The following is a 19,883-nucleotide window of genomic DNA, read 5'->3' on the forward strand; positions in this document are numbered from 1 at the left end:
CAATTGAAATCAAAGTTGAAAAAAATATTTTTGGTAGTTCTTCTTATCGGAGGGATTACTTTTTTATTTTTAACAATTTTTGGCACTATTGCTCATGCTGTCGGATTAGTTGACGATACCGTAGATCCACAAAATTTATATTCAAAATATCCATTGGATAATTATCAATTAGATTTCTATGTAGATACTAATTGGGATTGGTTACCTTGGAATTGGAAAGATGGAATTGGAAATCAAGTACATTATGGATTATTTGCTATATCCAATATTATTTGGACTATTAGTTTGTATTTATCGAATGCAACTGGATATGTCATACAACAAGCTTACAATCTGGACTTTATTTCTGATACAGCAAATAAAATTGGAGAAAATATGCAGATCTTGGCTGGCATATCTGCCAAAGGATTTTCCTCCTCTGGTTTTTATGCCGGTTTTTTGCTTATATTTATCCTGATTATCGGAATACATGTTGCCTATGTAGGATTGATAAAAAGAGAGACTTCCAAAGCTATCCAAGCTATTACTAACTTTATTGTAGTTTTTCTATTATCCGCGGGATTTATCGCCTATGCTCCCTCATATATTCAAAAGATTAATGACTTTTCTGCTGACGTTTCTCAAGCGAGTTTAGATTTAGGATCCAAAATAATTTTTCCTCATTCAGAATCAAAGGCTGAAAATAGTGTTGATCTCATTCGCGATACATTGTTTTCGGTGCAAGTTGAACAGCCTTGGCTACTTCTTCAATTTAGTAATTCAAATAAAGGTGAACTTGAAGAATCTCGTATCGATAGTCTATTGGAAATTAGTCCCGACAAGAATAACGGAAAAGATCGTGAAGAAGTCGTTAAAGCTGAGATTGAGAAATATGATAATCAAAATTTAACACTTACAAAAACAATCAGTCGGTTAGGTATGGTTGTCTTTTTAGTACTATTTAACTTTGGAATTTCCATCTTTATATTTTTGCTAACAGGTATTATGATTTTTTCTCAAATTTTATTTATCCTGTATGCGATGTTCCTTCCTATCAGCTTTTTGTTATCTATGTTACCTAATTTTACAAATATGGGGAGAACAGCATTAATGAAGCTTTTTAATACTATTATGCTACGTGCAGGAATTACTTTAATTATTACAACGGCATTTAGCATCTCCACAATGTTCTATACATTAACTATCGGCTATCCTTTTTTCCTTATTGCCTTCTTACAAATCGTAACTTTTTCAGGGATCTATATGAAGTTAGGCGATATTCTAAGTTTCTTTAGTTTGCAATCCAATGATTCACAACAAGTTGGACGCCGTGTTCTTCATCATCCTAAGCGATATTTCAATCGTGGAGTAAAAAAATTACAACATTCAATTAATCGTACTTTATTCGGAGGGACCATTGGTTACTTGGCAGGAAAAAACCATTCCAGCGCGCAAAAGTCCAAGATGGCATCTAAATCTCCTTACACGGAGACAGCCTCAGAACAAACAATAAGATCCTCTGCTTTAAATACCCGCAGTTATTTAGCGGGACAACAAATCGGAAAAGTACTAGATAGTAGAAATCGAGCTTCTAAATATGTCTCAAACAAAAAACAACAAGTAAAAGAACTACCTTATACAGTAAATCAAGCTATGAGAAAATCTGTATCTGACTTTAAGCAAGGCATTACGGATGAACATACTAAAAAGCCAAAAAATAGTCGCCGACCACTCACACAGCGACGTAGCACTTCGGGATTGCCAACAATTAAAAGCAATTCTTCAAGTAGAACAAGTAAAGTATCAGTATCAGAAGTTCCTTATTCTTCAACGAATAGAGATATCCGTTTGAATGGTACCTCGCCAGGATATCAAAACGATTCAAAAAATAATATTAAATCTACTTTTAACCATAAACATTTAAAAACTTCAAAGGAAAAGAAAATTAGACAGAGTATTGTTAATTCCTCAAAAGAAATACGAATAAAAAGAGCTAAAGTAACTAGCCAACCCGATAGCAAAAATATTCATTTCAAGCGACATAGAAGTAATAAGTAGGTGAGACAAATGAGATGGAAAATAAAGATATCGTTACTTCTGATTTTTTCAACTTTCTTTGTTGGCTTACTAACTTTTATTACAATTTTAATTCCTGAAGAAACTCAAACGATTAACATGAGTATTTCAGAGAATAGTATTTCAACTGGCGTATCAGAAGATGTTTTAAAATACAAACCTATAGTAGAAAAATACGCTAAAAATGAAAATATTTCAGATTATGTAGATACTTTACTAGCAATCATTCAAGTTGAAAGTGGTGGAAAACTTAAAGACGTTATGCAATCTTCTGAATCTAAGGGATTACCGCCAAACTCAATTACTAATCCAGAAGAATCCATTGCTCAAGGAGTTCATTACTTTTCAGAGTTAGTTAGAATGGCTAAATCACTTAGTGTTGATCAGCAAAGTATCATTCAAGCCTATAATTATGGCGGAGGATTTTTGTCCTATGTCTCTAAAAATGGCAAAAAATATTCTTTTGAATTAGCAGAAAGTTTTTCTAAGAAAAAATCACAAGGTAAAAAAGTTCCTTATAAAAATAACCTCTCTATTCAAAAAAATGGAGGTTGGCGATATAGCTACGGTAACATGTTTTATGTATTATTGGTGAACCAATATCTAACTTCTACCACTCAAAAGTTTGATGATAAGATTGTACAAGTTATTATGGATGAAGCACTAAAATATCAGGGATATCCTTATGTATTTGGTGGATCTAATCCCAATACCTCTTTTGACTGTAGTGGAATTACGCAATGGACTTTTCAAAAAGCAGGTATCAGTTTGCCTCGAACAGCACAAGCGCAATATGATGTAATGGAGCATTTTCCTTTGTCAAAAGCTCAGCCTGGAGATTTAATTTTTTTTCACTCTACTTATCCTACCGCTGACTATGTAACTCATGTTGGAATATACGTAGGAAATATGCGTATGTATCATGCGGGTGATCCGATTGGTTATACTGATTTAAATAATGACTATTGGAAGCAACACTTAATTGGTGCTGGAAGAATAAAAAATGGAAAGTGAGGATTTCTAATGAAAATTAAAATTGAGCATAGTTCTAAAAAAAATAAACCTTCAAAAAATAAAGCACTGAAGACAATATACGTGGGCACCCATAAAAAGGGTGTCCTTTTTCTATGGTCTTTATTACTAGTGAGTCTTTCTTTTGCTATATACAAAAATTTTACAGTTATAAACTCTCACACAATACATGAAACTAAAACTATTAAAACAGAAATTTTTGATACTCACTCTATAGATAACTTCACACAAAATTTTATTTATGACTATTATCAATGGGAAAACAAAAAGGAAGCCCTAGCTAAGAGAAAGGCTAAAATTAACAATTATTTAACGTCACAATTACAGGCACTAAACGAAGATATCATTCGTTCGGACATTCCTACCAGTTCAAAAGTTATTAATAGTCAAATTTGGCAAGTTGAAACTACAGAGAAAGGTAAATATTCTGTTGTTTATTCCGTTACTCAAGAAGTTAGTGAAAATAAAAAAAATCAAGTAACTACTAATGCTTTTAAAATTGTTATTCACCAAGATCCTAATGGCGATCTTGTTATCGTAAAAAATCCAACAATTTGGACAATTCCCAAACGATCAAACTATCAATTGACAGAAGATGTAGATCAATTAGATATAGATTCATCTGCAAAAAAGGAAATTTTGTCTTTTTTAGAAACGTTCTTCAAATTATACCCCACTGCAACAAAAGATGAGTTGGCCTATTACATGAAAAATCAATCCTTGCCAGTCATAAACAGGAATATAATTTTTTCATCTTTGATTGATCCGACATTTTCAAAAACTAAAGAAGAATATCATGTTGCGCTTTCTGTGAAGTATCTGGATAGCATAACTAAAAGTGAATATGTCTTTCAATATAATTTAAACCTACAAAAAGAAGAAAATTGGAAAATAATTTCTGTATCCTTCTAGTTTTATTGAATATCCTCTTGTTATTTCTCAATAAAAAGGGAATCATGAATACAACGATTCCCTTTTTAATAGATTTTATAAGGTTTGACATGCTCCATAAATCCTAGAGATTCCCGAAATAAATTTCACGAGAGTGTAAAATATTTTGTGTAAATAGAAAAAAGGAAGTCCCTTCTGTAGAATAGAGTTACCACAACACATTCACAGAAGAGAGGACTTCCCTATGAACGATTTTACTACAGAAATTCTAAAGACTCTAGCGAACAAAGGCGATTTGAATGAATTATTCCGTGTCCATTTGGAGAAAGCAGTCAATACGCTTCTCAAAACGGAGTTAACGGCTTTCCTAGATTACGAAAAGTATGATCGCATTGGTTTTAACACGGGTAATTCTCGTAACGGCTCCTATTACCGTACGGTCAAGACCGAGTATGGGGAACTTCATCTCCAGATTCCGCGCGACCGCAATGGTGAGTTCAAGCAACAGACTGTTCCTGCTTATAGACGGACGAATGACACGTTAGAGGAGACCGTCATTCACCTCTTCCGAAAAGGTATTACCATGTCGTAAATCGCAGACTTGATTGAGAAAATGTATGGGCATTACTACACGCCCCAAACCATGTCCAATATAACAAAATCATTTACAGAAGAGGTAACGGCGTTTAAAGGGCGGGAGCTTCATGACCGTTATGCTGCTATTTATATGGACGCAACGTATATTCCGTTAAAGCGGAAAACCGTCGCCAAGGAAGCTATTCATATCGCAGTTGGCATTCGCCCGGACGGATCAAAGGAAGTATTGAGCTATGCGATTGCACCGACTGAATCCATCACGATTTGGGAGGAAATTTTATTGGACCTTCAAGAGCGCGGTTTGAAAAATGTCCTCCTGTTCATCACGGATGGCTTAAAGGGGATGGTAGGAGCGATTAGTCGGTTCTATCCCAAAGCTCGTTTTCAACATTGTTGTGTACACGTTTCCCGTAATATCAGTCACAAAGTGCGTGTCGATGATCGTAAGGAAGTCTGTGATGATTTTAAAATGGTGTATCAAGCCTCATCTAAAGAGGTGGCGTTGGAAGCACGTGGTGCTTTTGCGGAAAAATGGAAAACCAGCTATCCAAAAGTGGTTGAATCGATTCTTTCGAACGATCACTTGCTCACTTTCTATGATTTCCCCTTGGCCATACGCAAGAGTATTTATTCTACGAACTTGATTGAATCCTTTAATAAGCAAATCAAGAAATACAGACACCGCAAGGAACAGTTCCAAAACGAAGAGTCGATGGAACGTTTCTTAGTCTCGTCTTTTGATACTTACAACCAAAAATTCCTAGGTCGCAGTCATAAAGGCTTTCAACAGGCCGAAGGCGAACTTGAACAAATGCTAAGCCAACTGATTGAGAATTAGAAACAATCTGCAGTAGGGAAGAATCATTTACACAAAATTATTGACGCTCCCAATTTCACTATTATTTCCATGAACATCTATAATTTTTAGTTTATTTTTATTCTTTAAATAAATAGTTTTGTAATGGACTTCATCATTATTTTTCCAGAGAATAATTCGTTTTGTTTTATTGTCCAAAATTACTTCTGTTGAACCCGAAAAACTTGTTTCTTCTAAAAATTTATCTTGTTCTTCAAAGGTTGAGTTTTTAGTATTTGATTCTTCCGTTGACTCTTCCTGCTCAACATTATGTATAGTAGAGATTTCTACTGAAGATCTCGTTGTATTTTTAGTAGCACTTGGTTCTTCACTACTACATGCAGATAGAAAGAATAAGGCTGAGAAAATTAGTAGATATTTTTTCATAATGCATTCCCCTTTACATAAATAGTTAAAATTGCCTCTACACTTTAATACTAGCATTCTCATTAGTGTAATTCAACAAAACATGAACGTTCGTTTTTATGTGTTGCTATTTTCATTTAGCTTGATTCCTTTTACAATCAGTTATTAAGTTAACGAATAAAAGGCCTGAGATATCACTACTAGATATACCTCAAGCCTTTTCATTTTAATCATCGTTCTGTTGCATTTTATAGAAAATTACTTTTGTTTGCCCTCTTCATTCATCCATGCTTTTAAATAATCAAGTAGATTAGCTTCAAACGTATTTTCGGCATCTACTTGATGATCATACAACGATAAGTATAATTTCAATTTTTCTTTGTAAAACTCATTGTAAAAAGAACAAATATACATATTCAAAACGCTATCTAAGAAAAGTATTTTAAATCTATCCTTAGTTTTATATTGTGAGTAAAACTTTGTATAGTAGGAAAATTTGTTTTTTTCGAAAAGCTCAATTAACTCTGTGTTTTTTATGGGTACACTATTAGTAGTGATCAACATATAAAAATTTAATATATATTTTTCCCTGATAGAAAAATCCTTAGCCTGCGCTATTATTAATTCAATATATTCTGCCAATGAATTGGAATTCATAGCATTTTCTTTAAGTCGTTTATCAATAATTCGAAGACAATATTCAATTGCGGCCTCAAACAAGTCATGTTTTATCTTAAAAAAACTATAAATAGTGGTTGTACTTGTTTCTGCTTCGCTAGCAATTGTCGCGAGTTTTGTTTTTTCATAACCATTTTCAGAGAAGTTTTTTAGAGCTATTTTTAGTATTTCTTCCTTTTTATCATTATTAGTTTGCATGAGTAGCTCTATCCTCTCTCGTTAATTCAGTTAATGAGTCTACAATATTCTCCTTTAACAATAAATTGCTTTGAGTCAAATCTTCTAAAAATACTTTAGTCTTGATTTCTTGATATTGAATATTATGAAATATCTCTCCAGACAATATTAATGTATCGATAATGAATGTATACGTTACTGGATCTAGCTCAGGATTTATTTTTCCTTCTTTCTGTAGTTCATTTACGGTCTGCCAATAGACAGTAAAAAAACTTTTGTTTCCATAAAATTGATTTACCCACTCTTTAATCATTCGCTTATCACTCGGAATTTTATTGTAAAACCTAATAACTTCAGGATGTTCTTCTCCAACTTTACACATAGATTCAAACATTACTTTCAGTCGCATTTCCAATTCCATTGAAGTTTTTTCAACTTTTTCAATATAGGAAGATAAGATAACAAAAACTTGTTCAACTGCAATTTTTAGTATCCCTTCTTTATCTCCAAAATACTGATACAATGATCCAATACTAGCTTGTGTATTTTTAGCAATTTTCCTCATAGATACTCTGTCATATCCAGATTCACCAAACTCTTTAATAATTTGATTCAGAATAAATTGTTGTTTTTCTGAGCTCAATCGATTAAAAATTTCACTTCCATTAGTATACATGCTTATCACCTTCTTCAGTTTTCAATTCACTCAAGTATATCACAAAAATATAAAGTAATGAACGATCGTTTTTTTTATTTAACAAAACAAAAAATAAGCAAGCAGAATCAAAGTCTGCTTGCTTATCCTTAATTAGTTGTTATTTTTCTTCTTTTTTTCTAAAGAGTCCAAACAACAAACTGCTAACACTAATTAGTGTCATCCCAAGAATCGAAAAGAAAGAATTGTCATTTTCTCCAGTTTGAGGAAGTACTTTATTATCTGTTTTTGAAATTATACTATCTTCTTTCAATGTAGCATTTGATAAATCGATATTTTTATTTTTGCGTACAACATCGAGTACTACTGGATATTGTTTGTTTGTTGAAGATAGATTGTTATTATCCTTAATGGTTACTGGGATTTCAATAATTACACTTGATCCATCTGGGAAGGTTACCTTCACTTTACCGGTTTGTTCTCCAACTTGGTCTGTGTCCACTGGTGTGACAACTTCTACTGTGCTTCCTTCTGGTAAGTTGATGATGTTATCTGTTAAATCAGCTTCTTCTCCTTTATGAACTACCTCAGGTAGAATCTGATCTTCGCCAATTGTTGGAATTGGATTGATGTCCACCCAGTCTACTTTATCTTTAACAGTCACTGGGATTTCAACAATTACACTTGATCCATCTGGGAAGGTTACTTTCACTTCACCCGTTTGTTCTCCAACTTGATCTGTGTCCACTGGTGTGACAACTTCTACTGTGCTTCCTTCTGGTAAGTTGATGATGTTATCTGTTAAATCAGCTTCTTCTCCTTTATGAACTACCTCAGGTAGAATCTGATCTTCGCCAATTGTTGGAATTGGATTGATGTCCACCCAGTCTACTTTATCTTTAACAGTCACTGGGATTTCAACAATTACACTTGATCCATCTGGGAAGGTTACTTTCACTTCACCCGTTTGTTCTCCAACTTGATCTGTGTCCACTGGTGTGACAACTTCTACTGTGCTTCCTTCTGGTAAGTTGATGATGTTATCTGTTAAATCAGCTTCTTCTCCTTTATGAACTACCTCAGGTAGAATCTGATCTTCGTCAATTGTTGGAATTGGATTGATGTCCACCCAGTCTACTTTATCTTTAACAGTCACTGGGATTTCAATAATTACACTTGATCCATCTGGGAAGGTTACCTTCACTTTACCGGTTTGTTCTCCAACTTGGTCTGTGTCCACTGGTGTGACAACTTCTACTGTGCTTCCTTCTGGTAAGTTGATGATGTTATCTGTTAAATCAGCTTCTTCTCCTTTATGAACTACCTCAGGTAGAATCTGATCTTCGCCAATTGTTGGAATTGGATTGATGTCCACCCAGTCTACTTTATCTTTAACAGTCACTGGGATTTCAACAATTACACTTGATCCATCTGGGAAGGTTACTTTCACTTCACCCGTTTGTTCTCCAACTTGATCTGTGTCCACTGGTGTGACAACTTCTACTGTGCTTCCTTCTGGTAAGTTGATGATGTTATCTGTTAAATCAGCTTCTTCTCCTTTATGAACTACCTCAGGTAGAATCTGATCTTCGTCAATTGTTGGAATTGGATTGATGTCCACCCAGTCTACTTTATCTTTAACAGTCACTGGGATTTCAACAATTACACTTGATCCATCTGGGAAGGTTACTTTCACTTCACCCGTTTGTTCTCCAACTTGATCTGTGTCCACTGGTGTGACAACTTCTACTGTGCTTCCTTCTGGTAAGTTGATGATGTTATCTGTTAAATCAGCTTCTTCTCCTTTATGAACTACCTCAGGTAGAATCTGATCTTCGCCAATTGTTGGAATTGGATTGATGTCCACCCAGTCTACTTTATCTTTAACGGTCACTGGGATTTCAACAATTACACTTGATCCATCTGGATACGTGATTTCAATTGTTCCTTCATATTCACCTGGTTGAGTGGTATCAATGACACCTTCTGGTGTGATATCTTTTACTTCCGTCCCAGTTGGCAACTCATCTAAGTTCGTAACGTTATCTGTTAAATCAACTTCTCCCCCGTAGTTGACCTCTTCTTTTTCAACGACTGGTTCATATTTATCGACATCACTGCGATTGTCCACTACTTCCACTGGAACTTTTACTGTTTCACTCGTTCCATCTGGATACGTGATTTCAATTGTTCCTTCATATTCACCTGGTTGGGTGGTATCAATGACACCTTCTGGTGTGATATCTTTTACTTCCGTCCCAGTTGGCAACTCATCTAAGTTCGTAACATTATCTGTTAAATCAACTTCTCCCCCGTAGTTGACCTCTTCTTTTTCTACAACCGGTTCATATTTTTCAGCATCATTGCGATTGTCCACTACTTCCACTGGAACTTTTACTGTTTCACTCGTTCCATCTGGATACGTAATTTCAATTGTTCCTTCATATTCACCTGGTTGAGTGGTGTCAATCGGATTTGAAGTTACATCTTTTACGGTTGTTCCTTCTGGTAACTCATCCAAGTTTGTGACATTATCCGTTAGATCAATTGGTTGTCCATAATCCACTTCTTCTTTTTCTACAACCGGTTCATATTTTTCAGCGTCACTGCGATTGTCTACTACTTCCACTGGAACTTTTACTGTTTCACTCGTTCCATCTGGATACGTAATTTCAATTGTTCCTTCATATTCACCTGGTTGAGTGGTATCAATGACACCTTCTGGTGTGATATCTTTTACTTCCGTCCCAGTTGGCAACTCATCTAAGTTCGTAACGTTATCTGTTAAATCAACTTCTCCCCCGTAGTTGACCTCTTCTTTTTCAACGACTGGTTCATATTTATCGACATCACTGCGATTGTCCACTACTTCCACTGGAACTTTTACTGTTTCACTCGTTCCATCTGGATACGTGATTTCAATTGTTCCTTCATATTCACCTGGTTGGGTGGTATCAATGACACCTTCTGGTGTGATATCTTTTACTTCCGTCCCAGTTGGCAACTCATCTAAGTTCGTAACATTATCTGTTAAATCAACTTCTCCCCCGTAGTTGACCTCTTCTTTTTCTACAACCGGTTCATATTTTTCAGCATCATTGCGATTGTCCACTACTTCCACTGGAACTTTTACTGTTTCACTCGTTCCATCTGGATACGTAATTTCAATTGTTCCTTCATATTCACCTGGTTGAGTGGTGTCAATCGGATTTGAAGTTACATCTTTTACGGTTGTTCCTTCTGGTAACTCATCCAAGTTTGTGACATTATCCGTTAGATCAATTGGTTGTCCATAATCCACTTCTTCTTTTTCTACAACCGGTTCATATTTTTCAGCGTCACTGCGATTGTCTACTACTTCCACTGGAACTTTTACTGTTTCACTCGTTCCATCTGGATACGTAATTTCAATTGTTCCTTCATATTCACCTGGTTGAGTGGTATCAATGACACCTTCTGGTGTGATATCTTTTACTTCCGTCCCAGTTGGCAACTCATCTAAGTTCGTAACGTTATCTGTTAAATCAACTTCTCCCCCGTAGTTGACCTCTTCTTTTTCAACGACTGGTTCATATTTATCGACATCACTGCGATTGTCCACTACTTCCACTGGAACTTTAATTGTTTCACTCGTTCCATCTGGATACGTAATTTCAATTGTTCCTTCATATTCACCTGGTTGGGTGGTATCAATGACACCTTCTGGTGTGATATCTTTTACTTCCGTCCCAGTTGGCAACTCATCTAAGTTCGTAACATTATCTGTTAAATCAACTACTCCTCCATAATCTACTTCTTCTTTTTCTACAATTGGTTCATAAAAATCAGCATCACTAGAAATCCGATTGTAATACAAGTTAATAATATTTCCATCTTGCTGTGTAATGGTTAATTCTTCGGGATCAGCCGTCACAAACTCGTAGTTACTAATTTCGTAAGAGTTACCCATATCCATTCCGTTAATTTCTTGACCAAAAGTAGAAACCAAGTATGCTGATTCACGCAACTTCAATGGATGTTCTGTATCTTTTGTTGAATAGTCATAAAAATTGATGGTAGTAGGAAATAAATTAACGTAGCTTGAGGCAAGTGAATTTCTAACCACTCGTTCTTGTCGATTTTTATAATCCGTGAACCACGTTCTTATCCCCGCGGATACTAATTGATCCTCGTCTTCAACTAAAGGCTTAGGCATAACAGGAATATCAATAAAATTTGCACCAACAAATGGTGAAGAACTCAACGTATTCATAAAGCTCTCAACCGCATTAACGTAGTAAACTCCGTTTTCATACTGACCAGCTTTATCTTTGTTGACTTCAATTTTGATTTTATTATCAACAAACATACTTTTCTTCAACATAACTGGCTTATTAGATCCACCATCATGGTGTTCAATATTATTTTCTCTATATACCTGCCAGATAGTAATAAAGTCATCATCTGAAACAAGATTCAAAATTTGCGGATCAATTTCGATATTAAATGAAACAGGTCGTCCTAAATCAAGAGCTGTTCCATATAAAAGATTATTCATAATAGTATTTTGAACTCTGATCAGACTTTTATCAGTTCCTTCCAGAACATTACTAAATTGACCATCACTACCCATTTGTTTTCCTTCATAGGTAGTAGTAATTGTGTGTACAGATGGCGAATTTAGCCAGTTTGAATTATTTACATCTGGTTCCTCTTGTGAAAGATCAATAATAGTATTTTTATTTAAACTTTCTTTAGCAATATTTACAACACCAGAACTTGATTGACCTTGCAAGCGAAGCTGAACGCCAAATTTATCTCTTCCAAGTTCTTGCTGTAACTCTGTCACATCTTTTGATAATTTTATAAAGATATTTGCTTCATATCTTTCAGCTTCCAAAGGTGTTGATGGAAATACTCCCCAGTTACCAGATAGTGCTCCACGATCCTTAGGTTTTGTGCCTGGGATGCGAGTAAAAAATTTGTCTAATAAAACACGATAGATTGCTCCAGTTGATTGATCTACTTGTGCGTATGCATCGCTTATGCCTGTTTGATTTCCAAAAGTATTCACACCACTTAACGAATTAGCATCCACTTTTTCAAAATAACGTTGATAACCAACTTGTGCACCAATATTTACAGTATTTTTTATATTGATTTCTTCAATATATTTTGCTAATTCTGGATCTATACGAAGATAAATCCAATCTATAGAAACAGGTGTTGCTGCTGATCTATAAGCCATTTTTAGATGAAGTTGTGTTGGATCGTCCTGACTTACTCCTACATACGTAATTCCCGTTTGCGTAATTAATCGTTTAACGATTTTATAATTATCTGGGAATGACCAATCAGCTAAATATACATCCTCACTTTGTTCATCAATACTTCTACTTGAAGGATTTTGTACTAATGGTGATGAAGTATTATCCTCTGGTGTAGTAGTACTGCCTTCTTCATCTAATTGTTGTTCTTTTGGAATAACTGTTTCTTTACTTAATTCATCCTCTTCTGCATTGATCGAATCTTCTTGCACATCGGAGACTGATTCAAAATTTTTTTCTTCTTTTGAAGTAGAACTTTCTTCGTTTTCTTCTGTATTTTCCAATGCATTTTCTTCAACTAAAGTATTGGTACTATCTCCCTCATAGAAATTAGAATCAAGTTCTTGAGTAGTATCACTATTAGTTAACTCTTCCGAATTGATTTCAATTGGGACTTCTGTCTGCACGTTAACATTGTTTTCTGATGGATTGGTGACTTTCTGATTTCTTTTTTCTACATCAGACTGTTTTTCTGATTCAGAAAGGCTCATTTGAGTATCTAGTTCTATATTTTCTTTAGTAGAACTATCCTCAGATAAGACGTTTTTGTTTTGATTTTCTTCTGAATTAATTTCCTCAGAATCAGACTTAACTAGGTTGGATTGGATTTGATTAGACGAATTAAGTTCAGTTGCTTCATCAGCAAAAGTTACTGAGGGATAAGAAATTAACCCTATTCCTAAAAATACCGCTCCAATGATAAAAGAGGCTGCACCACCGCCACCTTTTTTCTTTTTAATTGCATATTTGAACTGCTTCTCCTTCTTTTGATAAAACATGCTATTCATCCTCCTTGTTTATAAACTTATCGAAAGAAGCTTAAACAAAACGAACGTTCATTTCATCAGAAGAAGGAAAAAAAGTCCGCTTCGTCATATAATATATATTAGAATAGTTTTAAAACAATTTCAATATGAACGTTCACTTTTTATTTCTTCTAAAAAAATATTTCTTTTGTGTCCATTCATGCTTTTTATTCGTTGTTAATTATGAAAGGAGAAGAAGATGAAACTAGAAGAAGAAAAAGATGCAATTTATACACAAATGAGAATGATACTTGAGGAAAGGAGGAACCTTAGTAAAGATTATTATGAGTTAAAATCTCGACTTTTTACCTTAGATAGTATGGAATCACACGAAAATTCAAACAAAAATAAAGATTTTGCTAGGAAATCATCAGCGACCATCTCTAAAGAGGCACAACATCAACTATATATTAGTGAACGAACCAATAAGAATAAACAATCGATTGCATACTCGACTATCAGTTTAACCATTGCTTCAATTTTAAAGGGTGCCGGCCGCCCACTATCAAATAAAGAAATCTTCAAAATTTTAACTAATGATCATGGATTAAGCATTTCCTACGAAAACTTAACTCATAATATTCTTCCCAGAATAAACATTGATAGTAGCATCAATGTAGAAAGAGCTTATAGAGGTTATTGGCAGTATAGATTGCATTAGCTTCTTTCACGCTTTCTGTTCCTTCTCCTTTTAAATTTTATTGGAAGAAGTGAGTAGGATGTCAGAAAATGATGAACGCGTGAATGCCCAACTTATTCGTTTTTTTGAAAAGGTCATTGAGAATACTGCAAATTCCTATTTTAAAAAGCAGAAAAAAATAAGTGACCACGAACAATTCGATCAATTCCCTCAACATTTCTTTACTGAAAATAAAATCAAAATCAAGCAACCTGTTACCATTTTAAATGTAACTTTTCTAGTTGAAGATGCTCAATTAGCTGAGATTATTCCTTTATTAAAAGAAAAAGAACAGATATTTCTTGTTGAAAAATTTATTTTTGAGAAGACAGATAAAGAGATTGGAGAATCTTTAGGTATTACAAGACAAGGGACTACTAACCTAAAGCACCGTCTTTATAAAAAATTCCAAGAATTGCTTATTTAAAACTTACTCGATTTCACTTTTAATACGACCACCTCCCATAAATAATATTTAAATTTATGGAAAGGAAGATGGTCTATGAATACACTGAAAGAAGATTTTATTTTAGCAAAAGCTGGAAATGAAGAAGCCATTGAAGCCATTCTTAAAAGATTCAGCTCGTTGATGCACAAAAAATCGTGGAGAAACGGAAAATACGATCAAGATTGTTATCAAGAATGTATGATTGCAGTCTATCTAGCAATTTCAAAATTTGAAATCAAGGAATAAGCTCATTTTGGGGAGATGCATTTTGCTTCTCCCTTTCTTCTTATCTACCTCACCTTATCCATTAAATTTTTCAATTCAGTTACATTTGTTAACTCGATTATATTAGGAATTGGCTGCTTTATTAGATTATTCCTAGTGAGTTTTGTTAAATATCTACTAAGTGTTTCTGGAGTCATCCCTAAATAAGAAGCAAGTTCTTTTTTCGTAGTTTCCAATTTTATCTGCTCTGTATTTTGCTTTATATTTTCTTCTAACAAATACTGAATTAAGCGTGTTTCTGCTCTTTCAGTCGTGATTCCTGCAGTTAATCGTTCTGTATTATCAAGACGTCTCGCCATTTCTGATAAAAGTTCTAGAGCTATTTGGGGATGCGATAGTAAAATCCGCTTAAAGTTGTCCTTTTGAATGGTACATACTTTAGTTGGTGATATTGCTTCTATAAAGCATCCATAATGTTGTTCTTCAAATAATGCCAGCTCGCCCACAAAATCACCCTGTTCTAAAATACGAATCACCTGTTCTTTACCTGAAGAACCTAAGCGATAAACTTTTACTTTTCCTTCTTGAATAAGATAAAGAGATTCAAGTATATCTTCTGCTTGATAGATAAACTGTCCTGCAGAAAAAGCTTGTTCTGTAATATCACTTTGGATAAATTGAATTTCAGTGAGGGACAATCCCTGAAATAAAGGCATTGTACTTATACAATGATCATATTTTGTGAAATCAATCATGTTCTTACTACTCCTCTTTTTGTGGTTAGTATAGCATAAAAAAACGTTCACTCATGTAATATCATCAGTGAACGATTTTCTATACTTATTTTTCTTTATCTGCATCATAAAGAACAGCGCGTACTGAAACTTCAATGGAATCCTTTACTGCTTTAGAATATGGACAAACTTTATGCGCTTCTTCAGCAATTTTTTGAACTTCTTCTAAATCTAAATCTTGAATTGCAACTTGAATCTCAGCACTTAATTTAAAGTCCACATCGTCTGGCTTTTTGTATAATTTTACTGTATGTGTAACTTGTGAAGATTGATGAATTTTACGTTGACCCTTAACAATTTCTAATGCCCCGTGAAAACAAGCACTGTATCCTAAAGCAAATAATTGTTCTGGGTTTACTCCACTCCCAGATCCTCCCATTTCTTTAGGTGTAGAAATCTTCACTTCAAATGATCCATCATTTAAATAGCTCACTCCATCACGGCCACCGGTATTAGTCGCTGTTGTTTCGTAAATTTTTTTGTAATCTGACATATTGAAGTCACTCCTTTTCACTTTTATGGTCCTATTTTAGGAAATAAAGTTGGTGTTGGCATTGATCTAAATCAAGAATCATAAAGTTAAGAATAACTTTATGAAAAAATATCGTTGGATGCAGTATATCTCTTTACTTGAACTTTATTAGCTATGTTTATTGGTCTTTTTGTTAAGGTAAATAAATATTAACAAAGCTATTATTGCGCCTCCAAAAGAACCACCTATCGCAATAAACACATCCACTGTTCCTTGAATTCGAATGATATTTGATTTAGTTATAAAATGGATGAACTATGATATAATTTTTTGCTTTAGGTTTCCTTCAGATTCCATCAGCTACAAAGTTGCTACCCGTGCAGGGTACATCAAAAAAGGAAATGCCAAAGCATTTCCTAAAGTGTGATTTGGTCAAAACAACACCATTTGACAAAGCACTGAAGAAACTAGAATGACTTTTCATCAATAAACCCTATTGTTCGTTCAGATTTTCCATTTACTCCAACACAAAGGAGTTTTTGAAAACAAATTCACTCCTCCCTCCTAAATCTTCTTAAAAACCATTATTCTCCGCCAATGTCTTAAACCATTCCCCAGATTTCTTAATCGTCTTAATCTGAGTGTGAATATCATTAGCGATTAAGCCGTAGCGGTTACGGTAGGCATTGCTCCAGGACCAGCAATCGATAGGAGTCCATAGATGGTAGCCAAAGCAGTTGGAACCTTCTTCAATCCCTTTATGCAACCATTGGAGATGCTCTTTGATAAATTCTATGCGGTAATCGTCTAGAATTTGCCCTTTTTCATCCATAAAGCGTTCTTCCCGAGAAACCCCCATGCCATTTTCAGAAACAAACCAAGGTAGATTGCCATAATTATCGCGAATATTGATGGCAATGTCATACACTGCTTTGGGATAGATTTCCCAACCTTTGTCAATATTCATGCGACGGCCAGGCATTTGATATGCATCATAATAACGATCAGGCATCCAGGCACCCACTGAATTTGGAGCAATGTCAGGTGTCTTGACCCGGTTTGGATGATAGAAATTCACTCCGATAAAATCAACAGTATTTTCCTTAATCAAAGCTAACTCATCAGCAGTTGACTGCCACAATACCCCATCCTTAGTCAGCAATTCTAGCAATTCCACAGGAAATTCCCCTTTGATGGCTGGGTCGAGAAACATTTTATTGTTCCACAGTTCGGCAATTCGGGCTGCCTCTTGATCTGCTTCAGCATCTGAAGCTGCGTAAGTTGGCGTCAAGTTTAACACGGTACCAATCCGGCCACCAGCTTGTGGTTGACCCATTTCGCGAAACTTCGCCATGACCTTAGCGGAAGCGAGATTTAAATTGTATGCCACTTGTACTGCTTTCTTGCCATCCACCAATTTTGGATAATGAAATTGGAACAAGTACTCCCCATCTACTACCACCATCGGCTCATTGTGGGTCACCCAGTCTTTCACACGGTCACCAAACAAAGCAAAACATTGTTCAGCAAATCCCACAAACAAATCGACAACTTTCTTCGATTCCCAACCGCCATATTTATGGTAAAGCTCCACTGGCAAATCAAAATGATGGAGGTTAAAAATCGGTCGGATACCTTGAGAGAGGAACTCATCAATCACATTATTGTAAAAAGCAACACCCACTGGATCCACTTCATTGGTTTCCAAATCCTTGATGAGACGGGTCCATTGAATCGAGGTGCGAAGGGAATTCAATCCCGTTTGCTTCATCAATGCGATATCTTCTCGGTAGCTATTGTAAAAGTTCGAAGCCATATCTGGCCCCACTCGGTCATAAAAAACTTCAGGTTCAATATCGTACCAATGATCAAACATATTGGCATGTTTCTTTTGAAAACGGCCTTCTGATTGGGGACCAGATGTGGCTGCACCCCACCAGAAATCTTTTGGAAATGTCAACATAGCATTCTACTCCTTTTCTCTCAAAACGTCGGCTAAACACTGCCGCATATGATCGCCAAATTTTGGCAAGTATTCATGGCCATACTCTGGATAAAATAGCATTTCTTTGTCAGCTGCGCTACTTAGCTGATTGTACACAGCAAACTGGGTTTTCGGTGGACAGACTGTATCTGCAAGGCCAATTGCCCAATGCACCTTCCCTTTGATCCAAGGAGCAAAGTATTGCAAATCAATGTAATCCAATGTTTCAAAGAAAGCTTCTTCTCGTTGGTGCAAGGGGTCTTTAAAGCGAAACCAATAAGCCAACTCTTCATAGGCGGAGTTTTCTACATCTAAGCGATAAGCTTCGCGATAATCACTTAGGAACGGATAACAAACAAAAGATTCCTTGATTTCCGGAGCAACAGCCGCACAAATCAACGCCAAAGCTCCTCCTTGTGACGCACCATAGGTATACAGTTGGCTGGTATCCACTTGGGGTTCTGCTACCATTAGCCGAGTCAACTGGTAAATATCGAGAAACACACTTCGATAAAATAAATCATTTGGTCCAGACTCCACTCCCCGGATTATATGCCCTTTCAGACTGGTTTTCGTGGTCAATCCCACATCTTCTGACAAACCACCTTGTCCTCTAACATCGAGTGCCACTACCCAAAAGCCTTCAGCAGCCATAGCGACCTTGTCTGACCAATCCCCAGCATCTGAGTGATACCCATGAAATTGAAGCAAGAGGGGAGACTTTTTTTGCAGACGTTTAGGCCGAATGAGTTGACAATGGACGGTGGCTCCTTGAACACCTGTAAAAGTTAAATCAAATGCTTCTGCTACTGAAGAATTCAAGGGATGAGGCTCTAAATGATAGTCTGTCCCCAAATCATCTACCTCTTGAAACCCTGCCTGCCAAAAAGCTTCAAAATCAGCAGGCTTTCGCTGACTCCCTTGATAGTTTTGCCACCTTTTTTTTGCATCTATTGCATACATTAAACTTGCTCCTTTCGTAAGTGATAGTTTGCCACTGCTCCTATCAGATTAGCATCTTGTTGAAACTGACAAATCTTCACAGTAATTCGTTGGTCCTCTGAATGATGATGTTGTTGTAACAAACATAATTGGGCTTTTACCGGAGCCAATAGATCTTTGCGCATTGATATGCCACCACCGATACAGACTACTTCAGGATCGATGACCAAGCAAACATTATAAATACCAATCGCCAAGGCTCGGAACAATTGTTGAACTTCTTGTTGAGCCAATTGATCTCCAGTGTCAGCAATATCAAATAGTTCTCGACCTGTAATACCTGATACCAAACCTTTCTGTTCGCAATAGCGCTTTGCAGCATGAACAGGGCTGGCTAACTCACTTAACGTTTGTCCATTTTCCGCCAACATGTAGCCAAATTCGCCTCCAAATAAGTTATGCCCCTTGACTAGTTTCCGCTCCAACACCACGGCTCCACCGATTCCCGATCCAATGATGAAAGAAACTGAACTTTTGGCATCTTTGGCAGCACCATAAAAGGCTTCTGCTAACCCTGCACAATTGGCATCATTTTCCACAAAGACAGGTTTTTCCAATAACTCCTCTAATTCTGCAACAAAATGAATTTTATGAATATAGGGGATCGCACTGTAGCCCCCGATAATCCCCTGATCACTGTCCACTGCTCCGGGTACACTGATCGACACCGCTTCAATCGGTGTCTGACTACAACTGGTTAAATTATGCAAAGTGGCTTTTAGGTCCATCTTCATTTGCTCCCAAGTCACGGGTGTCACAAAGGAACCTTTTTCGGTCAAGGCTTCTGCTGCCCACAGAGCATATTTGATACTCGTACCCCCAATATCAATTGCTAAAATACTCAAGAATTCCCCCTACTT

15 protein-coding genes and 1 pseudogene are annotated in these 19,883 nt (G+C 35.8%); 7 read left to right on the top strand and 9 right to left on the bottom strand.

Features of this window, described 5'->3' with window-relative positions:
* Nucleotides 1-3: 3 nt before the first annotated feature.
* The 4 genes and pseudogenes from CO692_RS07355 (at nucleotide 4) to CO692_RS07375 (ending at nucleotide 5,413) form a co-directional block, all read left to right on the top strand.
* Nucleotides 4-2,037, top strand: a complete 2,034-nt coding sequence (locus CO692_RS07355) for a CD3337/EF1877 family mobilome membrane protein (protein ID WP_096741956.1) — start codon at nucleotides 4-6, stop codon at nucleotides 2,035-2,037.
* A 9-nt stretch (nucleotides 2,038-2,046) separates the two neighbouring features.
* Entirely contained in the window at nucleotides 2,047-3,069 is a 1,023-nt protein-coding gene (locus CO692_RS07360) for a bifunctional lytic transglycosylase/C40 family peptidase (RefSeq protein ID WP_096742862.1), read from the top strand.
* 9 nt (nucleotides 3,070-3,078) lie between these two features.
* Entirely contained in the window at nucleotides 3,079-3,999 is a 921-nt protein-coding gene (locus CO692_RS07365; RefSeq protein WP_002372662.1) for a conjugal transfer protein, read from the top strand.
* Between the two features lie 223 nt (nucleotides 4,000-4,222).
* Nucleotides 4,223-5,413 (top strand): annotated as a pseudogene (locus CO692_RS07375) (IS256-like element ISLgar5 family transposase).
* Between the two features lie 27 nt (nucleotides 5,414-5,440).
* On the opposite strand, the gene CO692_RS07380 reads toward CO692_RS07375, so the two are convergent.
* From CO692_RS07380 to CO692_RS07395, 4 genes are all read right to left on the bottom strand, one after another.
* Nucleotides 5,441-5,818 (bottom strand): lipoprotein, encoded by a 378-nt coding sequence (locus CO692_RS07380; protein ID WP_002372660.1) that lies wholly within the window; start codon nucleotides 5,816-5,818, stop codon nucleotides 5,441-5,443.
* Between the two features lie 237 nt (nucleotides 5,819-6,055).
* Nucleotides 6,056-6,673 (bottom strand): TetR/AcrR family transcriptional regulator, encoded by a 618-nt coding sequence (locus CO692_RS07385; protein ID WP_002372659.1) that lies wholly within the window; start codon nucleotides 6,671-6,673, stop codon nucleotides 6,056-6,058.
* On the bottom strand, nucleotides 6,663-7,328 hold the full coding sequence (locus tag CO692_RS07390) for a TetR/AcrR family transcriptional regulator (protein ID WP_025186884.1): 666 nt from the start codon (nucleotides 7,326-7,328) through the stop codon (nucleotides 6,663-6,665). Before CO692_RS07390 ends, CO692_RS07385 begins: the two co-directional genes overlap by 11 nt.
* A 139-nt stretch (nucleotides 7,329-7,467) precedes the next feature.
* Entirely contained in the window at nucleotides 7,468-13,392 is a 5,925-nt protein-coding gene (locus CO692_RS07395; protein ID WP_226818278.1) for a Rib/alpha-like domain-containing protein, read from the bottom strand.
* A 226-nt stretch (nucleotides 13,393-13,618) separates the two neighbouring features.
* On the opposite strand from CO692_RS07395, the gene CO692_RS07400 reads away from it, so the two are divergent.
* The 3 genes from CO692_RS07400 (at nucleotide 13,619) to CO692_RS07410 (ending at nucleotide 14,792) form a co-directional block, all read left to right on the top strand.
* Nucleotides 13,619-14,080, top strand: coding sequence for a hypothetical protein (locus tag CO692_RS07400; protein ID WP_002372656.1), 462 nt, complete (start codon nucleotides 13,619-13,621; stop codon nucleotides 14,078-14,080).
* 58 nt (nucleotides 14,081-14,138) lie between these two features.
* Complete coding sequence (locus CO692_RS07405; protein WP_033623896.1) at nucleotides 14,139-14,525, top strand: sigma-70 family RNA polymerase sigma factor; 387 nt, start codon at nucleotides 14,139-14,141, stop codon at nucleotides 14,523-14,525.
* A gap of 75 nt (nucleotides 14,526-14,600) precedes the next feature.
* Complete coding sequence (locus tag CO692_RS07410) at nucleotides 14,601-14,792, top strand: helix-turn-helix domain-containing protein (protein ID WP_002372651.1); 192 nt, start codon at nucleotides 14,601-14,603, stop codon at nucleotides 14,790-14,792.
* Nucleotides 14,793-14,836: 44 nt separating this feature from the next.
* Here CO692_RS07410 and CO692_RS07415 read toward each other — a convergent pair whose 3' ends face one another.
* From CO692_RS07415 to CO692_RS07435, 5 genes are all read right to left on the bottom strand, one after another.
* The gene (locus CO692_RS07415) at nucleotides 14,837-15,526 is read right to left on the bottom strand and encodes a Crp/Fnr family transcriptional regulator (protein WP_002372649.1); all 690 of its coding nucleotides are present in this window, start codon (nucleotides 15,524-15,526) and stop codon (nucleotides 14,837-14,839) included.
* Nucleotides 15,527-15,611: 85 nt separating this feature from the next.
* A complete protein-coding gene (locus tag CO692_RS07420; RefSeq protein ID WP_002372647.1) occupies nucleotides 15,612-16,058 on the bottom strand; it encodes an organic hydroperoxide resistance protein in 447 nt (148 codons plus the stop codon).
* 553 nt (nucleotides 16,059-16,611) lie between these two features.
* Nucleotides 16,612-18,000: a glycoside hydrolase family 1 protein gene (locus tag CO692_RS07425; RefSeq protein ID WP_002372645.1), complete on the bottom strand. Its 1,389-nt coding sequence runs from the start codon at nucleotides 17,998-18,000 to the stop codon at nucleotides 16,612-16,614.
* A 6-nt stretch (nucleotides 18,001-18,006) separates the two neighbouring features.
* Complete coding sequence (locus tag CO692_RS07430; RefSeq protein WP_002372643.1) at nucleotides 18,007-18,984, bottom strand: acetylxylan esterase; 978 nt, start codon at nucleotides 18,982-18,984, stop codon at nucleotides 18,007-18,009.
* A complete protein-coding gene (locus CO692_RS07435) occupies nucleotides 18,984-19,868 on the bottom strand; it encodes an ROK family protein (RefSeq protein ID WP_002372641.1) in 885 nt (294 codons plus the stop codon). The genes CO692_RS07430 and CO692_RS07435 overlap by 1 nt, the downstream gene beginning before the upstream one ends.
* Between the last annotated feature and the right edge of the window lie 15 nt (nucleotides 19,869-19,883).

Origin of the sequence: Enterococcus sp. FDAARGOS_375, assembly GCF_002393265.1 — a bacterium.
Lineage (GTDB): Bacteria > Bacillota > Bacilli > Lactobacillales > Enterococcaceae > Enterococcus_D > Enterococcus_D innesii.

What these genes read in the sequence shown, in the direction of transcription:
- CO692_RS07430 (WP_002372643.1), bottom strand. Translation starts at nt 18,984, where the DNA reads ATGTATGCAATAGATGCAAAAAAAAGGTGGCAAAACTATCAAGGGAGT.
- CO692_RS07360 (WP_096742862.1), top strand. Translation starts at nt 2,047, where the DNA reads ATGAGATGGAAAATAAAGATATCGTTACTTCTGATTTTTTCAACTTTC.
- CO692_RS07415 (WP_002372649.1), bottom strand. Translation starts at nt 15,526, where the DNA reads ATGATTGATTTCACAAAATATGATCATTGTATAAGTACAATGCCTTTA.
- CO692_RS07380 (WP_002372660.1), bottom strand. Translation starts at nt 5,818, where the DNA reads ATGAAAAAATATCTACTAATTTTCTCAGCCTTATTCTTTCTATCTGCA.
- CO692_RS07365 (WP_002372662.1), top strand. Translation starts at nt 3,079, where the DNA reads ATGAAAATTAAAATTGAGCATAGTTCTAAAAAAAATAAACCTTCAAAA.
- CO692_RS07420 (WP_002372647.1), bottom strand. Translation starts at nt 16,058, where the DNA reads ATGTCAGATTACAAAAAAATTTACGAAACAACAGCGACTAATACCGGT.
- CO692_RS07395 (WP_226818278.1), bottom strand. Translation starts at nt 13,392, where the DNA reads ATGTTTTATCAAAAGAAGGAGAAGCAGTTCAAATATGCAATTAAAAAG.
- CO692_RS07390 (WP_025186884.1), bottom strand. Translation starts at nt 7,328, where the DNA reads ATGTATACTAATGGAAGTGAAATTTTTAATCGATTGAGCTCAGAAAAA.
- CO692_RS07410 (WP_002372651.1), top strand. Translation starts at nt 14,601, where the DNA reads ATGAATACACTGAAAGAAGATTTTATTTTAGCAAAAGCTGGAAATGAA.
- CO692_RS07425 (WP_002372645.1), bottom strand. Translation starts at nt 18,000, where the DNA reads ATGTTGACATTTCCAAAAGATTTCTGGTGGGGTGCAGCCACATCTGGT.
- CO692_RS07400 (WP_002372656.1), top strand. Translation starts at nt 13,619, where the DNA reads ATGAAACTAGAAGAAGAAAAAGATGCAATTTATACACAAATGAGAATG.
- CO692_RS07385 (WP_002372659.1), bottom strand. Translation starts at nt 6,673, where the DNA reads ATGCAAACTAATAATGATAAAAAGGAAGAAATACTAAAAATAGCTCTA.
- CO692_RS07405 (WP_033623896.1), top strand. Translation starts at nt 14,139, where the DNA reads ATGTCAGAAAATGATGAACGCGTGAATGCCCAACTTATTCGTTTTTTT.